This is a genomic window from Streptomyces sp. CA-243310 (assembly GCF_050936775.1).
Lineage (GTDB): Bacteria > Actinomycetota > Actinomycetes > Streptomycetales > Streptomycetaceae > Streptomyces.
The window spans coordinates 53,696-79,229 of sequence record NZ_JBNJMF010000005.1; the positions used below are offsets into that span (position 1 = coordinate 53,696).

General features: G+C 69.5%; 21 protein-coding genes. 16 read left to right on the forward strand and 5 right to left on the reverse strand.

The genetic code is table 11. The features are described 5' to 3' along the window. Positions 1-732 precede the first annotated feature (732 nt). Together ACQEVM_RS38150 and ACQEVM_RS38155 are read left to right on the forward strand one after the other, a co-directional pair. Positions 733-2,181: a transcriptional regulator gene (locus tag ACQEVM_RS38150; protein ID WP_433087298.1), complete on the forward strand. Its 1,449-nt coding sequence runs from the start codon at positions 733-735 to the stop codon at positions 2,179-2,181. 9 nt (positions 2,182-2,190) lie between these two features. Beyond that, positions 2,191-3,084, forward strand: a complete 894-nt coding sequence (locus ACQEVM_RS38155; protein WP_433087300.1) for a DciA family protein — start codon at positions 2,191-2,193, stop codon at positions 3,082-3,084. A 114-nt stretch (positions 3,085-3,198) separates the two neighbouring features. Here ACQEVM_RS38155 and ACQEVM_RS38160 read toward each other — a convergent pair whose 3' ends face one another. Beyond that, positions 3,199-4,176: a hypothetical protein gene (locus tag ACQEVM_RS38160; protein ID WP_433087302.1), complete on the reverse strand. Its 978-nt coding sequence runs from the start codon at positions 4,174-4,176 to the stop codon at positions 3,199-3,201. Positions 4,177-4,666: 490 nt separating this feature from the next. On the opposite strand from ACQEVM_RS38160, the gene ACQEVM_RS38165 reads away from it, so the two are divergent. The 5 genes from ACQEVM_RS38165 to ACQEVM_RS38185 all read left to right on the forward strand — a co-directional run bounded on the left by ACQEVM_RS38165 (position 4,667) and on the right by ACQEVM_RS38185 (position 7,593). After that, complete coding sequence (locus ACQEVM_RS38165) at positions 4,667-5,194, forward strand: RNA polymerase sigma factor (protein WP_433087304.1); 528 nt, start codon at positions 4,667-4,669, stop codon at positions 5,192-5,194. After that, positions 5,191-5,856, forward strand: a complete 666-nt coding sequence (locus tag ACQEVM_RS38170) for a hypothetical protein (RefSeq protein WP_433087306.1) — start codon at positions 5,191-5,193, stop codon at positions 5,854-5,856. Before ACQEVM_RS38165 ends, ACQEVM_RS38170 begins: the two co-directional genes overlap by 4 nt. A gap of 93 nt (positions 5,857-5,949) precedes the next feature. Continuing rightward, a complete protein-coding gene (locus ACQEVM_RS38175; RefSeq protein ID WP_433087309.1) occupies positions 5,950-6,117 on the forward strand; it encodes a hypothetical protein in 168 nt (55 codons plus the stop codon). A 424-nt stretch (positions 6,118-6,541) separates the two neighbouring features. Further along, entirely contained in the window at positions 6,542-6,850 is a 309-nt protein-coding gene (locus ACQEVM_RS38180; RefSeq protein WP_433087385.1) for an STAS domain-containing protein, read from the forward strand. A gap of 404 nt (positions 6,851-7,254) precedes the next feature. After that, on the forward strand, positions 7,255-7,593 hold the full coding sequence (locus ACQEVM_RS38185; RefSeq protein WP_433087311.1) for a PRC-barrel domain-containing protein: 339 nt from the start codon (positions 7,255-7,257) through the stop codon (positions 7,591-7,593). 125 nt (positions 7,594-7,718) lie between these two features. Here ACQEVM_RS38185 and ACQEVM_RS38190 read toward each other — a convergent pair whose 3' ends face one another. Continuing rightward, positions 7,719-8,108: a hypothetical protein gene (locus ACQEVM_RS38190; RefSeq protein ID WP_433087313.1), complete on the reverse strand. Its 390-nt coding sequence runs from the start codon at positions 8,106-8,108 to the stop codon at positions 7,719-7,721. A 207-nt stretch (positions 8,109-8,315) separates the two neighbouring features. Between ACQEVM_RS38190 and ACQEVM_RS38195 the strand changes: the two genes are divergently transcribed. The 3 genes from ACQEVM_RS38195 (at position 8,316) to ACQEVM_RS38205 (ending at position 14,239) form a co-directional block, all read left to right on the forward strand. Next, positions 8,316-8,723, forward strand: coding sequence for an STAS domain-containing protein (locus ACQEVM_RS38195; RefSeq protein ID WP_433087315.1), 408 nt, complete (start codon positions 8,316-8,318; stop codon positions 8,721-8,723). Positions 8,724-10,043: 1,320 nt separating this feature from the next. Further along, positions 10,044-13,487, forward strand: a complete 3,444-nt coding sequence (locus ACQEVM_RS38200) for an RHS repeat-associated core domain-containing protein (RefSeq protein ID WP_433087317.1) — start codon at positions 10,044-10,046, stop codon at positions 13,485-13,487. Positions 13,488-14,017: 530 nt separating this feature from the next. Next, positions 14,018-14,239, forward strand: coding sequence for a hypothetical protein (locus tag ACQEVM_RS38205; RefSeq protein ID WP_433087319.1), 222 nt, complete (start codon positions 14,018-14,020; stop codon positions 14,237-14,239). A 28-nt stretch (positions 14,240-14,267) separates the two neighbouring features. On the opposite strand, the gene ACQEVM_RS38210 is transcribed toward ACQEVM_RS38205, so the two are convergent. Beyond that, entirely contained in the window at positions 14,268-15,533 is a 1,266-nt protein-coding gene (locus ACQEVM_RS38210) for a hypothetical protein (RefSeq protein WP_433087321.1), read from the reverse strand. 582 nt (positions 15,534-16,115) lie between these two features. Between ACQEVM_RS38210 and ACQEVM_RS38215 the strand changes: the two genes are divergently transcribed. From ACQEVM_RS38215 to ACQEVM_RS38225, 3 genes are all read left to right on the forward strand, one after another. Next, entirely contained in the window at positions 16,116-16,385 is a 270-nt protein-coding gene (locus tag ACQEVM_RS38215) for a hypothetical protein (RefSeq protein ID WP_433087323.1), read from the forward strand. A gap of 703 nt (positions 16,386-17,088) precedes the next feature. Continuing rightward, on the forward strand, positions 17,089-17,721 hold the full coding sequence (locus ACQEVM_RS38220; RefSeq protein ID WP_433087325.1) for a hypothetical protein: 633 nt from the start codon (positions 17,089-17,091) through the stop codon (positions 17,719-17,721). 111 nt (positions 17,722-17,832) lie between these two features. Continuing rightward, the gene (locus tag ACQEVM_RS38225; RefSeq protein ID WP_433087327.1) at positions 17,833-19,689 is read left to right on the forward strand and encodes a zeta toxin family protein; all 1,857 of its coding nucleotides are present in this window, start codon (positions 17,833-17,835) and stop codon (positions 19,687-19,689) included. On the opposite strand, the gene ACQEVM_RS38230 is transcribed toward ACQEVM_RS38225, so the two are convergent. Next, the gene (locus tag ACQEVM_RS38230; protein ID WP_433087329.1) at positions 19,647-19,913 is read right to left on the reverse strand and encodes a hypothetical protein; all 267 of its coding nucleotides are present in this window, start codon (positions 19,911-19,913) and stop codon (positions 19,647-19,649) included. The genes ACQEVM_RS38225 and ACQEVM_RS38230 overlap by 43 nt on opposite strands. Positions 19,914-20,075: 162 nt before the next feature. On the opposite strand from ACQEVM_RS38230, the gene ACQEVM_RS38235 reads away from it, so the two are divergent. From ACQEVM_RS38235 to ACQEVM_RS38245, 3 genes are all read left to right on the forward strand, one after another. Beyond that, on the forward strand, positions 20,076-22,724 hold the full coding sequence (locus ACQEVM_RS38235) for an ATP/GTP-binding protein (RefSeq protein ID WP_433087331.1): 2,649 nt from the start codon (positions 20,076-20,078) through the stop codon (positions 22,722-22,724). Between the two features lie 274 nt (positions 22,725-22,998). Then, positions 22,999-23,202, forward strand: coding sequence for a hypothetical protein (locus ACQEVM_RS38240; protein ID WP_433087333.1), 204 nt, complete (start codon positions 22,999-23,001; stop codon positions 23,200-23,202). A gap of 17 nt (positions 23,203-23,219) precedes the next feature. Further along, positions 23,220-23,840, forward strand: coding sequence for a hypothetical protein (locus tag ACQEVM_RS38245; protein ID WP_433087335.1), 621 nt, complete (start codon positions 23,220-23,222; stop codon positions 23,838-23,840). Positions 23,841-24,014: 174 nt separating this feature from the next. Here ACQEVM_RS38245 and ACQEVM_RS38250 read toward each other — a convergent pair whose 3' ends face one another. After that, complete coding sequence (locus ACQEVM_RS38250) at positions 24,015-25,526, reverse strand: hypothetical protein (protein ID WP_433087337.1); 1,512 nt, start codon at positions 25,524-25,526, stop codon at positions 24,015-24,017. Positions 25,527-25,534 lie beyond the last annotated feature (8 nt).

Here is a 25,534-nt window from a genome sequence, read left to right on the forward strand (position 1 = left end):
CACCAACCAAGGCCACCACAGCCAGGTCAGTACCGCCCCGCTTCAGCCGCAGCGCCCCCACCACAGGGGCCACGCGGTTCAGCAGGACCGGGAGGGACGGAGAAATCTCCCCCCGCCCGATCGGTGTCTGCCCCGCTTCTCACGAAGGGGGGCTTACCCGTCACATCCACATGGAGGTCGGTCCAGCCCCGAGGGGCTTGGTCGGTCCAGCTACATGGAAGGCAGGTCGTTTCTCATAGTGCACGAGAGTGGTGCCCCCTGTCAGCTTGACCTTGTCCGTTTCACCCCGGTTCAGGCGCGGCAGTCGTCCCGCGCGACGGGACCGGCGTACGGTTCATGCCCCTTTTTCCGTTCCGTACCGGAAATTAGATTTCCGGTAGGAAGCTACAAGAGCAGCAGCTTCGGAGCGGGCTCGCCGGGCTCGGTCGCGGCCTCTCCCACCCGGCTCGCGCACCCGCTCGCGGAGGTCGTCCACAACCCCGTCGGCGGGGACGTCCTCGAGGGCGCCGTCCCGTGTGGCGGGACGGGTTCGAAGATTCCTGCCCGCCGCGCGGGAACGCAGGGGGTGATCCGCGCTGAGCGGGCTCTGTCCACAGGTCGCCTGATGCAGGGTCGGCGGATGGATCACGAAGCGCGTGTTTTGCCTGTTGAGGGGGGTGTCCGCTTTGGCGTGTACACCGGCCTGATGACGACACAGACGGTGTTCCCCACCCCGGCCGGAACGGTGGGCCGATGAGCGGCACGGCGGCACCGGTCACCGCGCTGATTCCTGCCCCGCGTCCGTCGGTCGACGGCGACGCGGTCTCCGTGCTGCCCGCGCTGTATGTGGCGGAGGCGAGCCAGTGGCTGACGGCGTCGACGGGCCGGATCGCGCTGGATGGCTACTCCTGGATGCAGGCGGTCCACTGGGTCGCCGGGTCCGGGCTGTACGAGCCGCGGCGTCACCGGTCGCACGGGCCGCGCGCGTTCGGGCCGACGACGGTGCGCGTCGCCCAGGAACTCGCGGAGCTGTTCCCGTGCCGTCCGGGGATCGAGTACCTGGTGCGCCGCACCGGGCTGTCGGAGCGGTCGGTGGAGTACCACCTGGGGATGCTGAGGGAGTCCGGGCTGCTCGCGTACATCGTGCGGGGCACCCGGGTCCGGGGGGAGGCGGCGCTGGCGTCGGAGTTCGCGCGGATGATCCCTGTGGAGTTCGACGTCGCGCTGGGGATCCGGACGGCCGGTGAGGGCGCCGGGCGCCGGATGACCGGGATCGCGGCCGCGGGCCGGGAACTCATCGCGGCGCTGTCGAAGAAGGCGGCCCGGAAGGTGCGCAAGCGGCGCGCGAAGACGTCCCCGAAGACGTCGGCGAGCTCCACGGGAGGTGCTCGGAAGGCGGGTGTGACGGCTGTTTCGGATGAGGCCCGTTGCACCCCAATGGTGGGTAGTTCCCGCAGTGTTCTTTCTGCGGGTACTACTTCCTTCCCCTCTGAGAACAGGCTCGCCAGCGGGCAGAGCGATTTCCCCACCCCGAAGAAGGTCAACTGCGGCCGCCGGAAGCTCAACAGCGTCGGGCGCCGCTTCCAGCTGGCCGGTGAGCTGATTCGCCAGGTGCCGTGGATGGGCAGGGCGGCGGTGCCCCGGATCGCCTGGATCCTCAAGGAGGTTGCGGACACGGGCTGGACGGCCGACGAGGTCATCGCCTTCCTCGACCTGGGTGATGCCCCGGAGCGCGTCCACCGTCCCTCGGGGTTCCTCGCCGGACGGCTGGCCACTGCTGTGGCGCAGTGGCCGAACGCTGAGGGCCGGGCCCGCGCTGTCCAGGCGTACCGGGACTCCCGGCGCGCGGGAAATGCCCGTCACCAGGAGTGGGAGGGCCGCTGGCAGGCCCCGATCAGCGAGTCCGTCCGCCGCCTGGTCGCCGAGTCCATCCCGCGTCAGCAGCAGCCGGCCAACGACGCCCAAGGCGAGGTCCTGCCCGCCCAGACCGGGATCGACGACCTCGACCAGGAGCAGCAGCGCGAGCTGCGGGTGATGGCCCGGGGCGAGTTCGCGCGCGGCGAGACGACGCTCGTCATGGGCGCGGTCGACACGTTCGGGCGGGCCGCCGCCGAGCGGCTTTACGGCGCTGACCTGGTGCAGCGCGCACTTCGATTCACGAGCGGCAGCCGCAGCTCGCTGATGGCCCTGGGAAAGAAGTAGGAGGCCGAAATGACCGAGACGATCACCCACAGCCAGCAGGACCAGGAGCAGCCGGTGGCGGCCGCCGGGGAGCTGTCCGGCGTCGACCTGGCCCGTGTCGCCCTGCACCAGGCCCGCGAGGCCGCCAAGGCACGCGGCGCTTCGGGCGGAACCCGGAAGGCGAAGCGGCAGACCCGTAAGGCGTCCGTGCGGCGTGACGGGCGCGAGGTCACCGGGTTCGGCGCCGTGCTCCAGGGCCTGCTGGCCGACCGGGCCTGGGACATCCCGGCCGCAGGCGGCGGCATCCTGGACCAGTGGCCGGACATCGCGGACGCTGTCACCGCAAACCTGTCCGCGCACGTCACGGCGGCGGCCTTCAACGCGGACAGCGGCCAGCTGGACCTGCGCCCCGACTCGCCCGCCTACGCCACCCAGCTCCGACTCCTCAACGCGCGCATCATCGCCGCGGCCAACGACCGGGCCGGGACCCAGGCCGTCCGGACCATCCGCGTTCTGGCTGCCGGCCAGACCACGGTGCCGGAGCCCCGCACGGCCGCTCCGGCACCGGCGGCCGCCGCAGGGCCCGAAGCGCCGGTGCGGACCCGGGACATGGCCCCCGCAGGCTTCCACCGGGCACTCGCCGCGCACCAGGCAGTCCCGCGCACGCGAGAGGTGGCCCTGGACACATCGCAGGCGGCCGCGCGGCAGGCCCGCGTGCTGCGCGAGCTCAGCCAGTGGGCCTTCCCCGAAGAGGAGGAGCGCGCCGACGAGCCGGCGCCGATCGACAGCGCCATCCTGCAGCGGCGCCGCGAGTTCGCCGCCACCGAGACCGCCGCCCTGCACCGGGCCCGGGCCGAGCGCGCCCAGCGGTCCGGGGCCACGGTCATCCTCCCGCGTACCGCAACGCTACGGACCACGGCGTGACCGGGTCCAAGCCAGTTGGGAAGTGATGGCCCGATCCTCGACTGCTCCGGCAGCGGGGCTGGCTCCGGGTGAGTGTGAGGAGGCCCGCAGGACGCGGGCCTCCTCGTGACTGTCTCAGTCGTCGTCGATCTCGGTGTGGCCCAGTCCGTCGTCCAAGGTGATGCGGATGGTTTCCCCGGAGCCGGTGGCGCCGGCGAGTTCGGCCGCGATCCGGTTGTAGGCGGTGGTGGCCAGCGCCCAATCGGCCTCCAGGACGGTGGCGGTGGTTCGGGTGTTCCAGAGCTCGATCAGGACCGCGATGAGCGAGCGCCCCGAGAGGGCTGCCTGGATGCGGCCCTCCTTGACGTCCTCAACCGCAGGCGGGGTGCGGAAGTGGCCGTGGTCGACGGCCAAGGCGGAGAGGAACTCCCAGGTGTCGCGGTGCAGGACGAGCTCGGCCGAGGCGACGCCCGCGGCCTTCAGCAGCAGGACCCCGTGGGCGATCCTCGCGTCCTCGGGCTGAGGCTCGGGCTTGTGGCCGGAAGCCGCAGGGGCGGATACGGCACTGGTGGCCGTGCCGCGGTAGGCGGCCTCGATGGCGTTCTTCAGACCGGCTTCCCCCACCGACTCGCTGTCGGTCGCCTGTCGCGGTTCCCGGCCTTCGGTGTGCTCCACGTTCTCCCCCTGGTCGGCATGGCTGGTCACGATCTGCTGGGCAGATCCTTCGGTGGGCTCCGTCATGTCGTCCGGGCCCGGCGTGAAGTCGGATTCATGTACGGATGACGGCTGCTGTGGAGCGGTGGGCACCGAGGTTGTGGCGAAGTCGCGCAGGAGGTCGGCGAGGTCGCGCAGTTGCTGTGTCTCGCCTCGTACTTCCTCTCGGCTCTCTTGCAGGTCGGCGATCATCTTGTCTTGGCGGCGGCGCAGCTCCCGGTTCTCCTCGCGCAGCCCGGTGACGCCGTTCTGGACGACTTCCTGGATCTTCATCCGTGCTTGGGCGAGCTCGCCGTGCAGCGCGGACAGGCCGACCGTCGGGTCGTCCAGGCGCTCCAGCTGCTTGCGTGCTCCCTTCAGTTCCCCCAGCGCCTCATCGAACGCCTGCTTCCACCCCATGTGACTCCCTGACTACTTTCAGCTAATAGACCGCCCGTATCTCCCCATGGACAGCTCGGCCGACACGGCATTTTCCGGCCCTTCCATGGCCGACGGAGGGGATCGACGGAGGCGGGCTCCACTGGAGCGAGCGTCTCCCGGTCGAGTTCGGCGCGGGCACAGGCCGCTCGAGGTAGCAGTCGCACGTGCGGGCCGGCGCGATCCGTTCAGGGAGTGGCGGGAAACAAACAGTGAACCCCAGCCCAAAACTTGTGAGTTACGCCACCTTGGGCACGCTTTCCGTCAGGTGCATGGCACTCGATGCCATGAAAAGTGGCAGGTCATTCCGCATTCACCATCCAGTCGATCATCACTGTGGGCATCGAATGCCTTTCCGAGCGTGACATTCGTGGGGGCGCGCATGCGTGTTCAGCCCTCACCACCGATTGAGTAAGCGCGCACCGGCGTACTCACGCCGCACCCACCTGTCATCCCTCAACGAAGAGGATTCATGATCGACGATGTCCGTGAGGAGGACGGCCGTAGCCCCGTGGCTGCAGCCCCGCTCCCGCTCCCGCTGGAATTCGAGGCTCACTACCTCACCAACCAGGAGGCGTTCCACGAGTACGCCCTCGCCTTCCTCGGCACAAACGACCTGGCCGAGAAGGCGGTACACCGCGTCTTCCTGGAGATCCTGCGGCACTGGAACACCCTGCTGACGGAAAGTGACCTTCAGGAACAGACCTGGGCGATCATGCGACGCACCGTGATAGCCGAGTCCCTGCTCGGCTTCCGGGACCAGCTCGCCACGATGGACAGCGGTCTCGGCCTCTACAAGGCGCTCGGCAGCCTCCCGCCGCGTCAGTTCGACGTGATCGTCCTGCGGTACATCGCCAAGTACGACACCAAGCACATCAGCTGGTACATGGGCATCACGCCCAGCACCGTGGACTACCACTGCCGCAAGGCCCGGGAGCGCCTCTCCCCGGTCTACCGCCGCGCCACGAAGCCGAAGCAGGAACAGGAGGACACCCTGTGAACACCTGGGAGAAGCGTCTGGCCGACGCTGCCGTGCGCGAGCCCCGGCGCACCTTCGATGTCGCCGCGGGGCTACGGGCCCTGGCGGAGGAGGCCGGCTACGTTCAGCCCGCGCCGGAGGTACGCCGCGCTTCGCGCGCCCGCCGAAACCTGGACACCTTCGGCAGTCTGACGCTGAAACAGGTAGGTGCCAGCGCGCACATGCGGGACCTCACCGCGATCATCGGCGACCCGATGGCGCCCGGTTTCGCCGGATGGACCGAGGACGTCGACATCGACGGCGTCCAGGTATTCGCCTGTGCCCTCCACCTGGCCGGTCACCCCGAGAGCGCGCGCTTCTGGTGGCAGCTGGCCGCGGGCGCCGGTCACAGCGGGGCTGCGTACTGCCTGTATCTGCACCACCTCGGTGGGGGAGACCTCCGCGAAGCCAGGTTCTGGAAACGCCAGATGGAGAAGCTCTTCGCCGACAGCTCACAGCTCGTCGAGGTGCTGGAGTCGTTCACCGGCTACACCGCCCGCCACCGGGACACAGCTCCCGTACCGGCTGGACAGCTGATTGCCGAGTTCGACCGTCTCGCTGAACAACACGAGGACGGCGGGCTCATCTGCCGCCCCGACACCCAGCTCGCGGACCAGATCCACAATCTCGCCAGCCATCCCTGACCGGCGGACGAAGCCCGGCAGGAGCATTCGGTTCCTACGCCTGCAGGCTCCGGCCGGGCTTCTACGACACACCCACACAAGAGGAGCATCACCATGAAGAGTAACCACCGCCCCCAGCAGCGAACCCGGCTCATCCGCGCCCGTCGCTGGTTCGTCCGCCGCCGCAACGTGATGATGACCAGCGCGCTGCGGGGGACCTGTTACGGCATCGGCGCAGGTGCCGTAGGGCTCGTGTTCTGGTGGTGCGAGCAAACCCTGTAACGACGGCCCCGGTCTGGCCGGCAGACTGCCGGCCAGACCGGATGTGCGGTTCTGACCGCACGGCGCGACCGGCGCGGCGCTGCCGTCCCCGGCACTGACAGCCCTGCAGCGATCCGTGGAGCCACGTGGACGGACACGGCCCCGTGCCCGGACCGGGGACCGGGACCGTGCCGCCGGGGCCAGGGCCGGGGCGCCACCCCGCGACCCACGCTTGATGTACTCCTTCAAGGCCCGCCCCGCATGGCGGCGTCTCTTCGACGCCGCGTGGCGGGCGTACCGATCCTGTGGGTGCACGCTCACGGGGAGGTCGCGGAGTTCCAGGCCGCGCCGGTTGCCCGGTGGAACTGCGGGGCGCGCCCGTTCCGGACCTGGGCATCGGGTCCCTCAGGGGTAGCGGCGATAGCCGTTGGGGCATGCTGTGGCCATGGATGAGGAAAATCGGAAAGCCGAGGCGGCGATCGTCATGGCGGTCGGCGAATACGACATCGACACCCTCGGCCCGATCGGCGACGAACTGACCGCTGCGGCCGAAACCCACCAGGTCGTCGTCCTGGACACCAGCGGCCTTGACTTCGCCGACTCCATGTTCCTGAACCTGCTCCTACGCATCCACCGCGCCACGACACTCCGGATTGCGGCGCCCCCCATCCAGTTGACCCGTCTACTGGAGATGACCGGCACCGATGCCGTCTTGGATGTCCGTCCCACCGTCGACGACGCCCTCGCCACATAGTTCCCCAGGCCGTCGACTTCCGGCGGGTACCCGCGACAAGGATCGCTTGTCCTGCGCGAAGGCATCCGCCCCCATGGCTCCAGTGAGGGGCGCGGCCTGGGACGCCACGCGCCGTGCCCTCGCCCGGCGGCCCGTTGGCGTACACGGCGGCGGCCATCTGGATGCCCTCCGAGGGGAGCCGCGCCGACTGCCCGCGCGGCATCGCAGGTCCTCGTATCTATGCCCCAGGTGGTAGCGGGCGCCCGGGCAGTGTGGGCCGTGCGGGTGGCACGCATGCCCGACCTCGCGGGTTGGGGCGCTGTGAGGGGCAGGGATCGTTCTGTTCACATCGCGGGGGTGTGCCGCGGGCTGCGTCACATATCCCCTACGCCATCGACAGAGACGAGAGACTCACCGTGACGGACATGTGGAGCTACACCTCCGACTCGCATTACTCTCCCGGCACCCATCTGACCGGCTTCAAGGTCGAGGCGACCGACGGGCACATCGGGAAGGTCGACGAGGCCACCGAGGAGGTCGGATCCTCCTACATCGTCGTCGATACCGGCCCGTGGATCTTCGGCAAGGAGGTCCTCCTCCCCGCCGGCACCATCGTCCGCGTGGACGTGAAGGAGGAGAAGATCCTCGTCGACCGCACCAAGGAGCAGATCAAGAACGCTCCCGAATACGACAAGGACAAGCACCGCGGCGACGCCGCCTACCGCACCCAGCTGGGCACCTACTACGACCGCGACCACAGCTGAGACAAACCCCGCGCGCACGCGGCAGGGCTCACCACGCCAGGTGAGACCTGCCGTATTCGGGACGGCTCCTGCCGAGAATCCGGCCGGGGCCGCCCCGACTCCGGCCCCGCTGCGGGTAGGCGGGGCTATTTGCCCGTGCGGTCCTTGGCGTGGGGTTCCTGTGGGTCCACTCCCGTGACGGCGGAGGCGTCCCTGGTGCCGCTGGGGCGCTGGGAGCGGCCCTTGGGGCCGAGGTCGTGCATGCCCTCGGGCTTGCCCTTCTTTGCGAGGTCCTCGCCACTGCGGCTGGTGCTCTCGCCCGTGCGGGCGCCGGTGCCCTTCGTCTCCTCTTTCGAGACCTTCCTGCCCGGCCCTGCCGCGGGGGCGTACTTGTCCGGGTGGAAGGAGCGGCTCGCGCTCGGGTTGTCCTGCGTGTGCGTGCTGTCGACGTCCGGCGACCAGCCGTGCTGCTCTGTCCCCGAATGCGGACTCGGCCCCTCACCGTGCGAGGGCTGGGATTTCGGCTTCCTGGACATGACCCGTCCTTCGTTCGACACTCCCCGAGCCCTTCCCATACTGCCCCTCCCGCGTCCGAACACGCTTCGGCCTCCTCGGCGCACCCCACCCCTGTGCCCGGTCGGGACAACCGAGGCCATGCTCCAGCGAGCCTCGCATCGACGTCGGGGGATGCCGGGCCAGGATGGTGGCCCCGCGGGCCCAGCGCCCGGGGAGAAGGAGATCGGATGATCACCACGGACGTCCAGCACTGCGGCAGCTCGATCCTGCTCAGCGCGAAGGGGGAACTCGACGAGGACGCGGGCACCGCGCTCCGGCAGGCCTTGGACCACGCCACCGGGGACGAGGGGGACCTCTTGGTCGACCTCCACGGCGTGGTGATCATGGACTCCACCGGCCTGCTCCACCTCCTGGACCTGCACCGACGAGCGGAATGCCTGGGCCTGCGCGTTCTGGTCGTGGGATGGCAGCCCCAACCCCAACAGCTCATGGCGCACGTCGCCGGCATCCCCGGACCCGGCTCCGCCACCGGCGAGCGCTACGCCTTGGCCAGCTTCCGCCGACTCATCGAGGACCGGGCGCAGCGCGCACGAGATCTGGCGGACTTCGGCGTCGAGTCGCTGCCCCGCTCCTAGAGCGGCACGGCCCTGTCAGTGGTCAGGGTGGTCCGGGCACGTGGACTACTTCGCAGCGCATGTCCTGAAGTACCTGGGGCGAGGCAACAGCTACATCCCGGAGGAGAAGATCCCCAAGCACCGAGGGCGGTCTCCGGGCTGCCCGCAGCCGGCCACGCTGCGCCCTGCCGTGACGGAGCGAGGTGCCGCCGGGAGCAGGACTCCGCCGGTGGCTGCCGACTCCCTCCGGGTGCTCAGGGAGAGCCGGTCAGCACCAGCGATCCGTCGGTGGATGTGTGGACGCCGCGGAGTTCAAGCCGGGGTGACGAGTAGAGGACGGCGCCGTCTGACCCGACAGCGAGCTGGGCCTCCTCGATCGCTGAGGAAGTCCGAGGCTCACTGCCAACCTGGACGCAGAAGGTCGAGAACCTCGGCGGCCACGCAACCCAGCGCTTGGACGACCGGAGCAGAAGATCGGCGCCTCTATCACCGTGCGACGGATCGTGAACGCGTCCATGGTCGGGCTGCTGTCCACGCTGGTGAACCCGCCCCTCTTCACGTGCGAGTGCGGGGTCGGCGCTCTGCCGCGTCGAGGCGTGATGTCACCGGGAGCAGGGCTCCTCCCAGTGACTGCCGGCTCCGACCGGGTGTCGCGGGCGAGCCGGTCGGTACCAGCCGGCTTGTCGTGCCGGTGCAGTCCGCGAAGGACGATGACCTGCCGTAGGTGGGCACTGGTTCAACTCGCCGAGCCACTTGAGGATCGTGCCGACATGTGTCGTCCTTCCATGCCTACGTCACCGCATTGCCCCTCGCGGACGTGGTCCGAAAGCCCCGGGGTGGAGGGGTGGATGTGACGGCCCAGCAGAAGACCGGCGCCGGTTGCGGCCAGGGTCCAGCCCGCGAGGACAGTGAGCACGGTGAACCAGAGGGGCATGGGGGATCGTCCATTCGCTGAGGCGGAGAGTAGTCGCCCCGTGTGCCCGTGCAAGTGCGGTGCATGCGTGTGGACTTGTTCATATGGTCTGCATCTTCAACGTTTTGTTAGGTGTTCAGGCGCGGCCGCCGTGGATCGGTAGGCCGAGAGGGGCGACCCTCCTTGCAATAAGGCCGAAGGGCCAATGAAATTCCGTGGAATCACCTCTGGTGACCTTCGTTTCTGTGAGTGATGGGCGCGTGGAACCTTTCATTCCACTGTGAGGGAGTGCGGATGATGACGAAGCACCCGCCGTGTGGCGGGTGCTTCTTCGCATGGGGGGTTCCATGTCGTATTCGGGCGTCAAACGACGCTGGTCGCAGGCGGTTTGCGCAGCGGGGGTGGCTGCGACAATCACCGCTTGGGGCATGACTCCGGCGATGGCCGCGCCGGGGGCGCTGTCACAATTGGTGGCGTTGACGGAGTCGACGCAGCCGGTCCTGACGGCGAAGACCGCAACCGGCACAGGCCAGGTCACGGTCAAGTTCTACGCCGGCACGTACGCCGCCGGCGGAGCCAACGATCTCGTCAACGGCACCGCGGTGACCGTCAACGCGGGGGAGGTGGCCCGCCTGAAACTGCCGGACCCGCAGCGCATCGGTACCCAGTTCGACTGGCAGGCACAGGCCTGCCAGGGCAGTGACTGCACCGCGCTCACGACGCGTCAGTCCACCAGGGTCAGCCCGATGGTCGGCGCCGGTGAGCGGCCGGGCGCGACGCGGCTGAAGTTCGCCGCCGGTGACCACGTCGGCGCGCAGGTCGATGTCGGCACCGGCAACCTCTTGGTGACGACCGGCGATCTGACGCTGCCGGGCATCAACGCGGACACCGGCCTCGGGGTGGCTTACAACAGCGCCGCGATCGGCACCGACGCCACCGGTGCGAACGCCGCGGCCGGCTTCGGCTGGAAGCTGACCCCGTACGACATCGCGCTGACTGTGCATGAGGAAGGCTCCGTCAGCTATTACGGGCGCGGCGGGACGACCTGGCTGTTCACCAACTCGGCCTCGGGCCTCACGGCTCCCAACGGGGCCAAGGCCAAGCTGGTCAAGAACGCGGACGGGACCTACACCCTCAGCGCGAACGACGGTTCGGGCAAGCAGGACTTCGACGCGGCCGGCAAGCTGACGAAGACCACCGACCGCAACGGCAACGCCACCACCCTCGCCTACAACGGCGCCCTGCCCACGACGATCGTCTCCACTCGCGGCACACAGGCCCAGAAGACCGCCGTGTACGCCTCGACGTCCGGGCACGTCACGACGCTGTCCCAGACCGCTTCGGACGGTAAGAAGCGCACGGTCACCTACACCGTCAACGGGGCCGGCGACCTGGGCTCGGTCAAGGACACCCTGGGCCGCACCACCTCGTTCGCCTACTCCGCGCACAAGCTGACCTCGATCATCAACCCGGGTGGGGGAGTGACCCGCTTCGACTACGGCTCGATCGGCGTCACCTCGATCACGCAGGAGAACAAGGCGGCCGGATCCCCGGGAGACTCCGTCACCCGCCTCTCCTACGCGGACCCCGCCAAGACGGTGGTGGCCTCACCCACCACCGACCAGGCGCAGGCCATCACCGCGGTCCCGCACACCACCTACGAGCTGAGCGACGACAAGTCGGGCCGAGTCAAGAAGGCCACCGACGCCCAGGGCCGCGAGCAGTCGAAGACGTACACGGCGAACTTCGACACCGCGACGGCCACCGACGGCGGCGGAGCGGGTGCCGGGACGACGACGAATACCTTCGGCGCCAACGCCGGTGAGTCCCTCACGAAGTCCGAGTCGCCGAGTGGGGCATCGTTCTCCGCCGCGTACGGCAACACGGCGGCCGGGTCGAAGTACCTGCCCTCCGAGTCGACGGACGCCCAGGCGAACAAGTCGACCTACACCTACAACGGGGCCGGCAACCTCACCGAGGCGACCGACGCGAACGCCTCCACCGCGAAGGTCGACTACAACGCCGACGGCACGGTGAAGACCTCCACCGACCCCGGCAACCCCACCAGCACCACCTACAACTACGACACCGCCACCCACCAGGCCACCTCGGTGGACCCGGCCGGCGGCTCACTGAAGGCCAAGTCGTACACCTACGACAACTTCGGCCGTATGGCCACCGCCAAGGACGGCCGCGGTACAACCCGCACCTTCACCTATGATGACGGCGACCGGGTCTCGAAGGTCGACTACTCCGACGCCACCCCCGATGTCGCCTACACCTACGACAGCTTCGGCCGGGTCAAGACCCGTACCGACGCGACGGGGCTCACCACCTACGGCTACGACGACCTGGGCAAGCTGACTTCCCGCACTGCGGCATCCGGCGGCGGGACCATCGGCTACGGCTACGACAAGAACGGCAACCAGACCTCCCTCACCGACGCCCGGGGCACCACCGCCTACACCTACGACGCGGCGAACAAGCTCACCCAGGTCACCACCAACGCCCCGTCTACCTCCACGAAGATCGGCTTCAGCTACGACGACCGAGGCCGTCGCACTGACACGTACTACGGCACCAACGACTCACTGACCATCTTCAAGGCGCGCGTCCACCAGGATTACGACACCTCGGGCCGCATCAGCCGCGTCTGGGCCGACCAAGGCCCGGCAACCACCCCGACCCGGCAGTTCGACACCACCTACTGCCATGCCATCGGCACCCCCGGCACCTGTTCCGACGCCAAGGCGGACAACCGGAGCAAGCTGCAGTGGAGTAAGGACAACCTTTCGGGTAAGACGACGAGCTACGGCTACGACAGCGGCAGCCGGCTTACTCAGGTCGCGACTTCGGGGGGTGGCAAAACGTACACCTACACCTACGACGCCCGCGGCAACCGCAAGACCTCTACCGACGGCAGCGCCACCCAGACCCTGGCCTACGACGCCGCCAACCAGATCACCACCCCCGGCTACACCTATGACGGCCAAGGCAACCTCACCACCACGCCTTCGCTGTCGGCGGTGACGTACGACGGTGCGGCCCGCATGGCCACCGCGAAGACCAACAACGGCACCGGCAGCTACACCTACGCCGGCACCAACGCCAACGAGCTCGTACACCAGACCACCGACAAGGGCGAAAACGTCGACTACGTCCACGGCCGCACCGACCAGTACGGCGTCCCCGTCATCGAACAGGTCAAACTGAGCACCGGCACCGCCTACATCGAGCACGACCCCACCACCGGCCAGCCCCTGGCCCTGCGCACCACCAACGGCTACGAGGCCTACTACATCATCGACGGCCTCGGAAACCCGGTCCAGTTCATCAACCAGTCCACCGTCCAGTCCGGCGTCTACGAATACGACCCCTACGGCGCCGCCCAGACCGTCAAGTCCGGCACCGCGGCCACCGAGAACCCCTACCGGTTCGTCGGCGGCACCTACGACCGCACCACCGGCTACCTCAAGTACGGCCAACGCTGGTACGACCCCACCACCGGCCGCTTCACCACCCAAGACCCGCTCACCTTCCTCGCCGACCCCGCACAGGGCAACCGCTACGCCTACGCCGGCGCCGACCCCATCAACAACATCGACCCCACCGGGCGGGCCCTGCTGGACGCCCTCGGCCCCGTCGGAGACCTCGTGCAGGCAGGCACGCATCTTGCCGAAGGTGATACCCAGGCCCTCTGGGGCGACGTAGCCGGAGCACTCGCCGGATTCGCGGTGGGAATCGTCTGCGAAGGCATCATGGTCGGAGGAGCGCCGGTCACGGCGGGAGCGTCCGCCGTCGGCGGACAGGCGGTCTGCTATGCGGGGGCCTGGGGCGCAAGCCAGGTGGCCTCCAACCTGGTCTCCGGATAGCTCCAGACGACCTACCTCGCGAAAGTGCACCCACCCTAACTACTCAAATCTCGTAGGAGCAGACGATGGAGCGACCCATCCAGAATTCCGGGCAGTCAACTCCCAAGTACTGGATCGTCGCGAGTGTGCTCGTGGTACTGGGAATCTGCTTCTCAATATTCCTTGTAGCGACGGGAAATAAGGGAGGCTGGGGGCTCATGGCCCTCATGGCCCTGATCGGAGCCTTCGGCTACTTCTACCTTGGGAGGCCGAACAGCCGCAATTGAGAGGGCTGAGGGTCCACGCCTGCGCTTGAGCGAGGTTAGGAAGAGACGGTCCGACTGTCAGGTCTCCGGTCCGGACAGACAGACGTATGCGGCGCAAACCGAAGGGCTAGAACGCTGGCCACCCCAGTGAAACAAACGGCCCGCGGTGATCAGTTTGGACGGGCTGGCAGGATCATCGGCTTACTCCGGTGATCCTGCCTCCCTTCGTCATCCTACATACTCCATAAACCTGGTAAAAAGACGCGGCATTCCATAGACGAATGGATGAATGAGCTTGTGAATCGCATGGGATGGACGCTGGAACAGCGAGCCAGAATCAAGCAGATATTCCTGCTTCTCACCATCGCAGCTGTCTTCGGTATCGGCGTGAGCATCGCCTTGCTGGTCATGGGTGATTCCGGAGGGTGGCTGCTCTTGGGGATTGCGATCGCATGCTGGACGGCCACCTACCTGACGCTCAAGTACACCCGGAAGTCGCAACCGTAAACTGCGCCTAATAGTCGAAGTGCGACCGCTACAGCGGCCCGCCGAGCGGTAGGACCCGCTCGGTGAGCTGTCCACGGAGCCTTCCGTCGGCGGTGCCGGCGTCGGTGAGCCAGTCGGCGTCAGCCAGCAGCGCGGCGTGCTCGGCGACTTCCTCGGGTGCCATGGCGCAGAACGCGGCGACTTCGGCCAGGGCAAGGCCGTCATCGTCAGGGTGCCCGAGGCGTCCGCCGGATTGGGTGTGGGCGGCGGTGTACAAGGCCAGGAGCCGGGTGGCGGCGCTCAGCTTCTTCTTGCGGAACTTCCGGTCGCCGACGGCTTTCTGGGCCCAGCCGGAGATCTTTGCCCGGGTGGTCTTGCCGAAGGGGAACGGGCGGGGCTGCTCCGGCAGCAGGTTGGGGACGGTGAACGTCGTGAAGTCCTCGGGCCTTGAGGCCAGGGCCTCGGCCGTGCTCCCGGGCAGGCGCAGCCAGCCGGCGGCGACCAGCTGCTCCAGGGCCTGCTCGGCGCCGTCGGGCAGCCAGCCGGTGATGTCCTGGCCCGTGATGTTCCCGGTGCCGTCCCGGGCTGCGCGCAGGGTGAGCAGGAGGACCAGGAGGTGGACGTCCGGCTCGTGGTGCGGGGCGTGGGCCTGGACGTAGGCGAGGACGGTACGGGCGTGTGCGGCGTGGTTGCGGGTCAGGAGCCGCTCCACGGCGGGTCCGTCCGGATCGCCGGCGGGAAGTCCGAGGCGGTTGGCGTGCATGTCCCGGGTGGCCTGTGCGGCGCCCGCGGCGCGCTTGGCTTCGTGGCGCAGTGAGGCGTTGCCGGTGACGTCGGCCCAGGATGAGAACGCGCGGGCCTTGCGGTCGTGGAGGTCGGCGAGGAGAGTCTGGTCCGGCTCAGGGTTGCTCTGGTAGGCCCGGAAGGCGTCGCCGAGCTCGATGAGCTCCAGGCGCAGCACGTCGGGCTGCAGGTCGTAGGGCACGATCCGCTGCGCGATCTTCCCCCACCGCTTGGGCCGCCGCGGCGCGGTGGCCGAGGTGGCCGTGCGGGCGGCGGGTACCGAGGCCGATCCAGCGTCCGGGGCTGCCTCGCCGGCGGAGAAGGCGGCGGGATCCGAGAACAGGGCTGTTGTGCCCGCAGGGGCGCTGGCCGCCGGCTCTCCTTCCGCTCTGTGGCGCGTGCCGGCGGCGTCCGGGACGGGAGCGGGCGGGGATGCGGCGGTGTCCAGGACGCGGCAGTCGGGGGTGGCGGCCGCGCAGCGAGCGCACATCTCCGCGATCCGCCACAGCCGCCCTGCACGGTCCGCGCACACGGTCAGGACCGTCGGACCCCCGCACGGTGGCCGTGCTCCGGGCTTGCGGCCGGGGAGGGTGGCGGGGTCCGGGGTGTGCCACGCGCAGTCGGCCGTGCGGCACGCACACCATGCAGAAGCACGAGGGCCCCCACCGGCACGAATCTGGGCCAGGTGCGTGTTCAGGTGTCCGACAGCGGCCTTGCGGCCCTCGGCGGCGCTGGGCAGGCGCTGCTCGGCGCAGGCAGAGCGGGAGCAGGTGAGCCGGACCGTGCCGGCGGAAGGACGCCCGTGGGGGTCCAGGCGCACCACCCACACCCTCCCCGTGACGCGATCTTCCTGCGTACCGGCCTCCACCACCATGAACCTGCTCCCCGCGTCGCCTTGGCCCCGGTGCTCGAGGCGGCCCCATCATCGGGGATACCGGCCGGGCAGCGCCGAAGGAACACCCGGTTCGCCCTGGCGATTCCGGCACACCGGGCCCGGAGATGGTGCGGGGCTCGCGCCCGGGTTGCCGGGGGCCACGGCATGCGTTTCCGCTCCGGGGCTGGGCACTGCGATAATCAGTGGGGCGTACGAGCCCTCTCGATGAACGGAGCCCTGGTGTCCGAAGAGCCGATCTACGACGACCCGGACACCCAGCTGGCCCGCCGGGTGGCGGCCCTGGAGCGCCTGGCGGAGACCCAGGACATCCTGGACCGCACCGAAGCTCTTGCCGTACGCCAGCGCCAGCAGGTCGAGCAGTCCCGCACCGCGCTGCTGGAGAAGATCTCTCAGACCCAAGACGAGCACGGCGCCGTACTGGCGCAGCACGGCAAGATGCTCACCGAAATCCTCGCTCTCCTACGCAGTGCGAACGGCCCCGCCCGCTGAGAGGTCCCCGCCCGTCACCGATCGGCCATGGGGTCGTTGAAGAACCCGGGACGCACGCTGTTTTGGGCATGCCCTGACCTTTCTCCTGGCTGCCCGGAATAGCCCGCGGTCCTGACGTCGGCACGTCGCTACGCGAGCAGGGGTGTGGGGTCGCCTGCTCCTGCCGGATGCACCTCCAGGCCGCCGTCGGCGTACAAGGAATGCTTTCCTCAGCGTCCCGTTGGGCGTCAACCATGGCGGGGACAGGTCGAGCCTTCGGGTGAACACGGAGCCGGCGGCCGATGCGGGGGCGGATTCCTCAGGACACTCGCCATCGTGACTGCTACGACACCACATGAGCCGGACCGACCCGGTCAGGAGCCTGTCCGCGCGCCCCTTCCGGCGGGGGAGACCGTGTCCGGCATGGGCCGGGTTCGGCTTTCTACGTGGCTGTGGCGCTGGGTACTTGATCCGCGGACGACGTGGGACGCCCGCCGCCTGGCGGCCGACTTCGGTCCGGGCATGGACGCACGCACCGCCTGGGTTATGGCACGCCTGCGACGTCACCCCGACGAGCACGTCTACGCGATGAACCATCTCGACCCGGCGAAGAACGCCCTTCGGGAGGAGTGATTCCGACGTGCCCCCGTTGCTTTTCGACGGGGGTGCGTCGATACTGGGGTTCCGCATCACGCCACCCTTGGGGGACACCATGTGGGAACCCGTGCAGCCGCTGCATACCGCGACCGTCGCCGACCTGGAAGCGGCCGAGAAGTACATCGGCACCCACGCCTCCGCGGCCGCCTACCGGCTGACGGAGCTGACCCGTCACCACGACGAGGACCTCCACGTGATCGTCCTCGACCCGGACAGCCGCACCATCTGGTGGGCCTACCGGACCGAACCGGGCCGCCAGGACGACAGCACCTGGACGGTCGACCAGCTCACCCCCGATCAGGCCGCCGACCAGGCGCAGCCGCAGATCGGGCTGGCCCAGGACCGGATGGCCGACCCGACGAGCTACACGACGGCCGGCGGTGTCAACGACCTCGATGACGACCAGGACCTCCTCGACGAGTTCACCCGGCTCCTCCGCCTCGGACTGCCCGCCGACCCCCGGGAGGCGGCGGCCCGGATCAAGGCCGAGCGGGAGGCGCTCGCGGCGCAGGATGCCCTGTGGCAGCGCACGTACGCGGGGATGGTCCGCGAGCTCACTGGTGGGCAGTGGGGCGGCAAGACGAAGGCCGCCAAGGCCCTCGGTATCAGCGACGTGCAGGTGGGCCGGATCATCACCGACGACGACCGGCGCCGGAACACGCTCACCGAGCAGGTCATGGAGCTGCGGGCCGGCATGTAGCCGCCGAGGCGCAGGAAGCAGCCGCGAAGGCGCTCTCCGGCACCCCAGTAGACAACCCCAGCGAGCGACCCGTCCTGCGGGACGGGTCGCTCGGCCTATACAGGAGACCCAGTGAACAGTGCGGGCACTGCCGTGAGAGGGCTGTCCGGCAGGGAGAACGAAGCGGCCCTGGAGCAGGCGCTCCTGTCTGCCGCGGTACTGGGCGCGGTGGCCCAGGAACGGCCGGTCGTGGTGTTCGTCGTCGGTCAGGCCGGCAGCGGCAAGACCCTGGTGATGGACCTTGTGCACGCCGCCCTGGCCAAGCGGGGTGGCGCGGTGCGGGTCGAGCGGGACCTCTACAAGAACGTCCACGTCCAGTACGCCTCCTTCTTAGCGGAGGACGTGCGTACGGCCGGGGTACGGGTCCGGCCGGAGACCTACCGCTGGCAGGCCGCCGTCGAAACCCGCGTTCGGGCGGGCCGCTTCGACGTGGTGGTGGAGGAGGCACTGGCCGATCCGGCGGCGCTGCTGGCGTCGATGGCCCTCTACCGGCGGGCCGGTTACCGGGTCGAGGTCGTGGCGCTGGCCGTCCCCGAGGCGGTATCCCAGCTCGGGGTGCTGGACCGGTACCTGCGGCTCGCCGAGGACGGCCGGCCCCGGTATGTGTCCTGGGAGAACCAGAGTGGCTGCGCGGCCGCCGTGCCGGACGTCCTGGCGGACATCGAGGCCGGACGCCTGGCCCACCGTCTCGTCGTCGTGCGGCGCGGGGCCGAGGTGCTGTACTCCAACGAGCTCACGCCCCAGGAGAGGTGGCTGCGTCTGCCGGCGGCCCGCGAGGCCGTACTGGCGGAGTGGCTGCGGCCGTGGAGCGCGGCGGAGACCGGGGTGTTCCGGCGCCAGCTCGCCGACGCCGACCGGCGCGCGTACGACCCGAGGCTCCCCTCGGACTGGGCGCTGGCCGTACGGCGGGACGCCGAGCGGGCCGCGGCGCTCGCCGAACCCGTCCGCCGGATCGCCCAGCCGTGGCGGGAGGCGCCCGGCGTCGACTACCACCGGCTCTCCGCCGAGGAACACCGCTGGATCTTCGACGAGCTGATCGCGCCGAACTACCTGGCGAACATCACCCCGCAGGACCGGCCGGTCGTGGTGTTCCTGCTGGGGCAGCCCGGCTCCGGTAAAACCCGTATGACACCGCTGCTGCGCCGTGCGCTGCGCGGGAGGCCCACCCAGATCAGCGGCGGCAAGTTCAAGAGCATGCATCCGGACTACCGGCAGCTGCTGAAGGAAGAGCCCCGGACCGCGGGGGAGCGGATCCGGGCGGACTACCGGGCCTGGCAGGCCATGGCCGAGGCGTACGTACGCCAGCGCCGCGGCGACGCGGTCGTCGAGATGGCCCCCTCCAGTCCGGCCGCCCTCCTGAACAGCATCCTGCTGTACCGGCAGGCGGGCTACCGGGTGGAGCTGGTGGTCCTGGCCGTGCGCGCGGCGGACTCCCGCCAGGGCACAGCCGACCGCTACGCCCAGGTACGACGGCTCGGCGTCAACGACCGCTACACCACCAAGCGCGGGCACAACACCCACTTCGCGGTGCTCCCCGAAGCAGTCGCGGCCGCCGAGGAGTCGGGGATGGCCGACTCGGTCATCGTGCTGCGCCGCGACACCACCGTCCTGTACTCCTCTGCCGCCGAAGCCTCCGTGACACAGGTCCGTGCGCCGGGGGCCGCGGCGCTGCGCGCCGAGCACGCCCGGCCGTACACCGAGCAGGAAGCCGCCGTGTTCTGGGCCGGGCAGCGCCGGCTGCAGCTGGAGATGCCCGAATACCGGGCCGACGTGGAGGAGGTCTCCGCTCTGGCCAGGCCGCTGATGCCCGAGCGGCTGCGGCCGCGGCGGCTTTCCGGCCCGGCCGCGGTGGCCGCGCTGCCCCTCCTCGCCGGCTCCGAGTACGGCTACGCCCCGCTGTCCTCCAGTTCCTTGAGCCGGGCCGCGTAGAGGACGGTGATGCGCTCCTGCTCCTCGAGGTCGGCGTCTTCCAGCCGCAGCTGGTCCTGCACGCAGGCGGCGTGGAGGGCGATCAGCTGCTGCAGGCGCTGGGGGTCGGGGCCGGGGGAGCGCCGCTCGGCCAGGATCCGCTCCTGGTACCAGGCGATCACCTCCCCCACCACCGGGCCGGCGGAGTCAGGGGAAGGGAAGCAGGGGGGTGTGGGATCGGGCATGGGAATCAACCTTCGAGCCGGGAACAGCAGACAAAAGGATCATTGTCGGCCGTGGCTGGTTCACCGTCCACTACCGGCGATTCCCGGGCCCGCCCGCGGAGAGTGCTCCCACCAGGCCCCAGCGCCCAATAGGTTGGGACGGACGATCACCTTGGGGGGACCATGGCCGACCTGCGCGCGCTGTTCAGCTCGAACGACCCGTTGTTCACCACGGCGGAGGCGTTCACCGACCGGCAGCACCAGTGGGCCGTCGTCTCCGGGGTGGTCGAGGAGCACCTGCGCCGGATCGCCCTCCCCGGCTTCGACGTCGAGGACCTCGAAGCGCCCCGCCACAATGTGCTGATGCTCCACGGGGTGGGCGGCGTGGGGAAGTCCACCTTGCTCCGCAAGATCGAGGCGGCGCTGGCCGACACCGAGGACCGCCCCGCCCAGTGGGGCACACCCGCCTGGTCGCGGCGGCTCCTGCCGATCCGGATCGACTTGTCCCGGGCCGCGTCGACCGGCTCGGACTTCGAGCGGGTGATCCTGACGATCCGCCTCGCGCTCGCCGGGGCTCTGGGCCGGACCCTGCCCGGCTTCGACGTCGCGCTGCGCGCCTACTGGGAGCACGTCCACCCCGGGGAACCGCTGGATGAGTACGTCCGGCGCACCGGGCTGGCCGGGCGGTTCGCCAGCATGCTGCCCGGGCAGTTGCAGGCCGGGGTGAGCGAGGTCGCCGGTGCCCTGCAGTTGCCCGGCCTGGTCGGCTCGGCCGCCGGACAGCTCACCTCCGCTCTGGTCACCGCCCTGCGCGAGCGCCAGGAGAAGGCCCGGGCGCTGGCGGGCGCCGCACGGACCGCGGCCCTGCTGGAGGCCACTCCGGACCTGGAGGCGCTGTCCTTCTACCCGCACCTGCTGGCCTGGGACCTGGAGGCGCTGCCCGCGAAGAAGAAGCTCACCCCGGTGGTCTTGTTGGACACTTTCGAGGACACCGCAGACCGGCACCGCGACTTCGAGCGGCTGCTCCAGCGTCTGGTCTGGCTCATGCCGAACGTCCTGTTCATCATCGGCGGCCGCGCCCGGCTGCAGTGGGCCGATCCTGCCCTGCACGGCGAGCTCGACTGGACCGGTCCCACGGCCTGGCCGGGCCTCGACAGTGGTTCTCACTCCGCCGTTCCCGGCCCCCGTACGAACGTGCCGGCTGCCCGCCAGCACCTGGTCGGGGACCTCGCTCCCGAGGACTGCGAGCTCCACCTCGCCCGCCGCCTGGTCCAAGACGGCCAGCCCCTCATCCCTGCTGACGTCCGGGCCGCGATCACCGCCCGTTCCCACGGCCTGCCCCTGCACCTGGATCTCGCCGTCAGCCGCTTCCTCGAGATCCGGCGCTCCGGACGCACCCCGGTGGCTGCGGACTTCGACTGCACTTTCCCCGCGCTCCTGGCCCGCGTCATGTCCGACCTCAGCCCCGAGGAACGGCATGTTCTGCGCAGCGTCGCCCTGCTGGACGCCTTCGACCTCGACCTCGCGACCAACGCCGCCGGCCTCACCCAGCAAGCACCCGCCCGGCGTCTGACCGAGCGGCCCCTGGTCACGCAGGATCCCTACGCCCTGTGGCCCTTCCACCTGCACCGTGCGATCCGCACCGCCGTCCACGACGACAACCACAGCGAAGACCACTGGACCGAAGCCGACTGGCAGCAGGCCGCCGCACGAGCCCTGGCCGCTCTCGGTGACCAGTGGACGAAGTCCACCACCGGGCCCAGCCGGATGCTTCTGGTGGCGTGCCTGCGCCAGGGCCTGCGCCTGGCCCGCGACCACCACCTCACCGACATGGGCTGGCTCACCGAGGCCGCCTTCACGTACACCGACGACTCCGTCTGGGAGCCGCTCGCGCTGCCCGCCACCGCGGAGCCCGAGCCGGACACTCCCGCCGACGCCCTGGCCGAGCTCCTCACCGCGATCGCCCGCCGCCAGCACGAACACCGCGCCCGCACCGCCGAACGACTCACCAACATCCTCGACACCGGTCTGCTGCCCGCCGAACTCACCGAGCTGGCCCTGTACTACCGGGCCAAGGCGCACAAGGACCTCAGCAACAACCAGGCCGCCCGCGCCGGGATGCAGCAGGTAGCAGACGGGGGCGGGCGTCTGGCTCCCAAGGCCCGCCGGGGCCTGGCCAACCTGTCGAGGCTGTCCGGAGACTTCCCCACCGCCCTCGCGGCCGTCCCCTCCCTCGGCTGGAAGGGCCGCCACCACCGCGTCCTGGGCGACATCCACTGGTCCCACGCCAACACCGACCAGGCCGTCGCCGCGTTCGAGGCCGGCCGCGCCGAAGCCGAACAGCACGGGGCCGCCGGCGAGCGGGCCATGACGCAGGTCCGCCTCGCCCTCGCGGTGTCCTTCGCCGACCCCGACCGAGCCGAGGACGAACTCGCCTACGCCCACCAGCTCCTCGAAGGACTCGACCAGCGCTCCAACCGGCTCCTCGCCGACATCGTCGGCCTGATCAAGGACGCGGGAGCCGACGGCGTCACCAGCCGCGCCGAGGACCTGCGCAACGAGGTCGAGGGCGCTGGGCTGCCCTTCCTCCTCCGGTTCATCGAACTCGCCTGCGCCTTCCACCACGCGATCCGCGACGAAGAGCAGCAGGTGGCCACCACCATCGACCGCCTACACGTGCTCACCGCGAGCGGCGACTTCTCGTACTTCACCGACATCGCCCACTACATGGCCGGCCTCCCGCTCCCCAGCACTTCGACCACCCGGTGGATCGACGGCGAAGAACCCGTACGGGCCGCCTGGCGGGCCCTGGTCCACGCCCGCCAGACGTGACAACCGAGACGCATACCAAGGAAGGGATGGCCGTGACCGAGAGCACGCCGCAGAGCTCCGGAGATCCAGGGCAGAGCTGGGTCTACAGCGCGGGGAGCTGGAGCTCTTGCCAGGACCCGCTGGCGCTTCAACAGGAGAAGTCATTCACCGAGGCGGTCAAATCCGCCGGCTACACCTGTTGGACCGGGGCTGGAGAGATGTACTCGGTGCCGCTGACCCTGGCCGTCTGGGCGCGGCGCGACGAGCCGTCCTCCTGTTCGACCTCGAAGGATCGGTGGAGTGGTCGGAGCAGTTCTACGCCAAGACGCTGCCCGACGCGCTGGCCTTGCTCAACCAGCTGGCTCCGAAGCTGCAGGCGCTGGCCGTCACCGACCAGATCACCCAAACAGGACCCGAGACCATGTCGGTGCTCTCCGACCTCCTCCGGCACCTGAACGGGCGCGGCCAGGGCGAGCCCGGCCGCGGCAGCAAAACCTGACGAGCAGGAGAAGATCCATGAGCAAGAGCGCCATCGCGTACGTACACAGCAGGGACATCGCCGACGAGAAGGCTCGGAGGGTGTTCCTGGCCGTGGCCGAGCAGACCAAGGTGGAGGCCGATCCGTTCCAAAGCCCCGACATTCCCGTCATCTTCGGCCTGGACCTGTGGGACGCCGAGATCCCGGTACTCGCCCAGCAGGCCGGGCTCGGCACGCAGGAATTCCGCAGCCAGTTGCGCACCCTAAAGCAGCACGTGCGTATGGACGTCCTCGAGCACTCCGACGGCCTGTGGGAGATCGTCTACGGACCCTCGTACACCCAGCTCGCCAAGCCGCGGCCGCCGAAACCGGACCTGACCCGCGGCGGGCCGCACCCGTTCTGGATGCCGGGCTGGGAGCAGTCAAGCATCTGGGGTTACGAAGAAGGACTGGGGCACTTGTACGCCCAACTCTTCGCGAACCAGGACGACCCGGATGTCGAGCCCCGGATCTGGATCACCCCACCCCGATACCTGGTCCGCAACGTCGACGAGCTCGCGGCGGCCATCGCCGGAGCCCTCGCCCCGTACGTATCGGCGCGGGTGCCGGCCGCGCTCGTCAAGTCGTGGCTGACCACCCCGCCGTTCTCCGCACGCTGAGTACCACACGGGGCGGCATCGCCTGTCGGGTCCACGACGGGGGCCCGATGCCCCGGGTGCTCCGCCGAGTCGTCCTGGCCGCGCCGGCGCCGCTTTCCGGCCGGCAGCTGGCGAGCAGACCCTGAGAGGTTTCCATCCATGAACCCGGCCCTTGCTCCTCGGGTCGGAGGGACACTACCTGCGGGCCGTCGCTTTGTAGGCGTTGACTGCTTGCTCGAGGGTTGCCGCCGTGAACCCGAGCATCCGTGGGTGATCGGCGAGTACCCGGACCATCCCTCGGTTGGGGCGCTGTGTCTCGACTTTCCTCAACAAGCCGACCACTTGGCCGGCCAGGTCCGCAGCGTCGCGGTGGATCGGGGCTTGGCGCTGAAGCACGGTGAAAAGCGATTTGCTGGACATCACACCCCCGGCGTCCCGCACCGCGTCAAGGGCTCTGAGCAGCAGAAGAGGGACCGTGTCGTCGTCTTCAGCGCTCGACGCCAAGGTGCGTCCGGCGCGCATGTAGGAGCCGTCACGCAGCTGACGCACTGTGCCGTCGCGGGTCCACTGCATCAGCCAGCTACGCAGCTGCGGGCCCGTGACGAGGTGCTTCTCCTCGTCCAACTGTTGGATGAGCGCACTGTGGGTCATCCCGCTTACGCCGGCGTCTTCGACGATTTCCAACGCACGCTCACGCCCGGTCTGCTGTGCACCCTGATCTGCGGCAGAAGAGGGGCCTTCCTTCGCCGTCTCCATCCGGAGCTGCTCGCTTGATGCCGCTTGCTCGGGGACGCGCGGGCTGCTCCCAGGGCGCGTGGCGCAGGCTCCCCGATCGTTGTAGATGGCGATGGCCTCGCCCAAGGTTTCAGCCGTGAAGCCTGGCAGCCGGGGTCCGGTCTCCCCTCCGTAGCGGGCAGTCACCCTCCCACGGTTGGGGCGTGGGACTCCCACTTCCCGCAGCATGGAGCAGAGCTCGCCACCCACGATCTGTACGTTCTCGTTGAGTGCGGCAGCCAGCTCGCGTGTGGCCATCTCCTTCTTTGGGGACGCGGTGAGGATTTGGTGGGCACGACGCAAGAGCAGGGGGGCGTGGTCGCCTGTGGCGAGCGTGGGGCTGTCCAAGAGCAGATCGCTGCGCAGGTATCGATCGGCATCGACGCGCTGCACCTGGCCTTGCGCACTCCACTCGTCGAACCAACCCCGCGCCTGGCCCTCGGTTACGGGGCGCCCCTCCGCCGCCAGCGCCCTCCTGAGCGTTCCCACCTCGATGCCGGATGGCCAGGACACACCGCGAACGATCTCCAGCGCACGCTCCTCGATGCCTGGCTCATCGCCCGTCGCCTGCTCCGGCAGGGGATCGGCTTGCTCAGTCTGAGGAGCGCAGGGTCCGTCCGACACGTGGCCGGCTGCCTTGGGTTCGGGCGCGTCTGGGTCTCCAGACGGATCCTTCGTCGTACTCGGGCGACTTGATCTGTCCTGCGCCTTGAGGCCGGCAGGTACAGCTGCCTCGTCGACTGTCGCAAGCAATCGGCCCAGCTCAGCCCAGGAAGTGCCGGTGGACAACGCCAGACTGACAAGGCGCCCGATGCTCTGGGCGGCCTCCTCTGCTTCCCCCCATAGCTCTCGCGCACGCCGAAGTACTTGATTGTGGTGTTCGATGCAGGATTCCAGTCCCCGCAACGCGCTGACCTGTTCCGTGTCCATCAAGCGGTCTC

Coding starts and splice junctions, on each gene's coding strand:
- ACQEVM_RS38175 (WP_433087309.1), top strand. CDS start 5,950: ATGAAGAGTAACCACCGCCCCCAGCAGCGAACCCGGCTCATCCGCGCC.
- ACQEVM_RS38230 (WP_433087329.1), bottom strand. CDS start 19,913: ATGCCCGATCCCACACCCCCCTGCTTCCCTTCCCCTGACTCCGCCGGC.
- ACQEVM_RS38150 (WP_433087298.1), top strand. CDS start 733: ATGAGCGGCACGGCGGCACCGGTCACCGCGCTGATTCCTGCCCCGCGT.
- ACQEVM_RS38165 (WP_433087304.1), top strand. CDS start 4,667: ATGATCGACGATGTCCGTGAGGAGGACGGCCGTAGCCCCGTGGCTGCA.
- ACQEVM_RS38185 (WP_433087311.1), top strand. CDS start 7,255: ATGTGGAGCTACACCTCCGACTCGCATTACTCTCCCGGCACCCATCTG.
- ACQEVM_RS38160 (WP_433087302.1), bottom strand. CDS start 4,176: ATGGGGTGGAAGCAGGCGTTCGATGAGGCGCTGGGGGAACTGAAGGGA.
- ACQEVM_RS38245 (WP_433087335.1), top strand. CDS start 23,220: ATGAGCAAGAGCGCCATCGCGTACGTACACAGCAGGGACATCGCCGAC.
- ACQEVM_RS38235 (WP_433087331.1), top strand. CDS start 20,076: ATGGCCGACCTGCGCGCGCTGTTCAGCTCGAACGACCCGTTGTTCACC.
- ACQEVM_RS38155 (WP_433087300.1), top strand. CDS start 2,191: ATGACCGAGACGATCACCCACAGCCAGCAGGACCAGGAGCAGCCGGTG.
- ACQEVM_RS38205 (WP_433087319.1), top strand. CDS start 14,018: ATGAATGAGCTTGTGAATCGCATGGGATGGACGCTGGAACAGCGAGCC.
- ACQEVM_RS38195 (WP_433087315.1), top strand. CDS start 8,316: ATGATCACCACGGACGTCCAGCACTGCGGCAGCTCGATCCTGCTCAGC.
- ACQEVM_RS38200 (WP_433087317.1), top strand. CDS start 10,044: ATGACTCCGGCGATGGCCGCGCCGGGGGCGCTGTCACAATTGGTGGCG.
- ACQEVM_RS38190 (WP_433087313.1), bottom strand. CDS start 8,108: ATGTCCAGGAAGCCGAAATCCCAGCCCTCGCACGGTGAGGGGCCGAGT.
- ACQEVM_RS38180 (WP_433087385.1), top strand. CDS start 6,542: ATGGATGAGGAAAATCGGAAAGCCGAGGCGGCGATCGTCATGGCGGTC.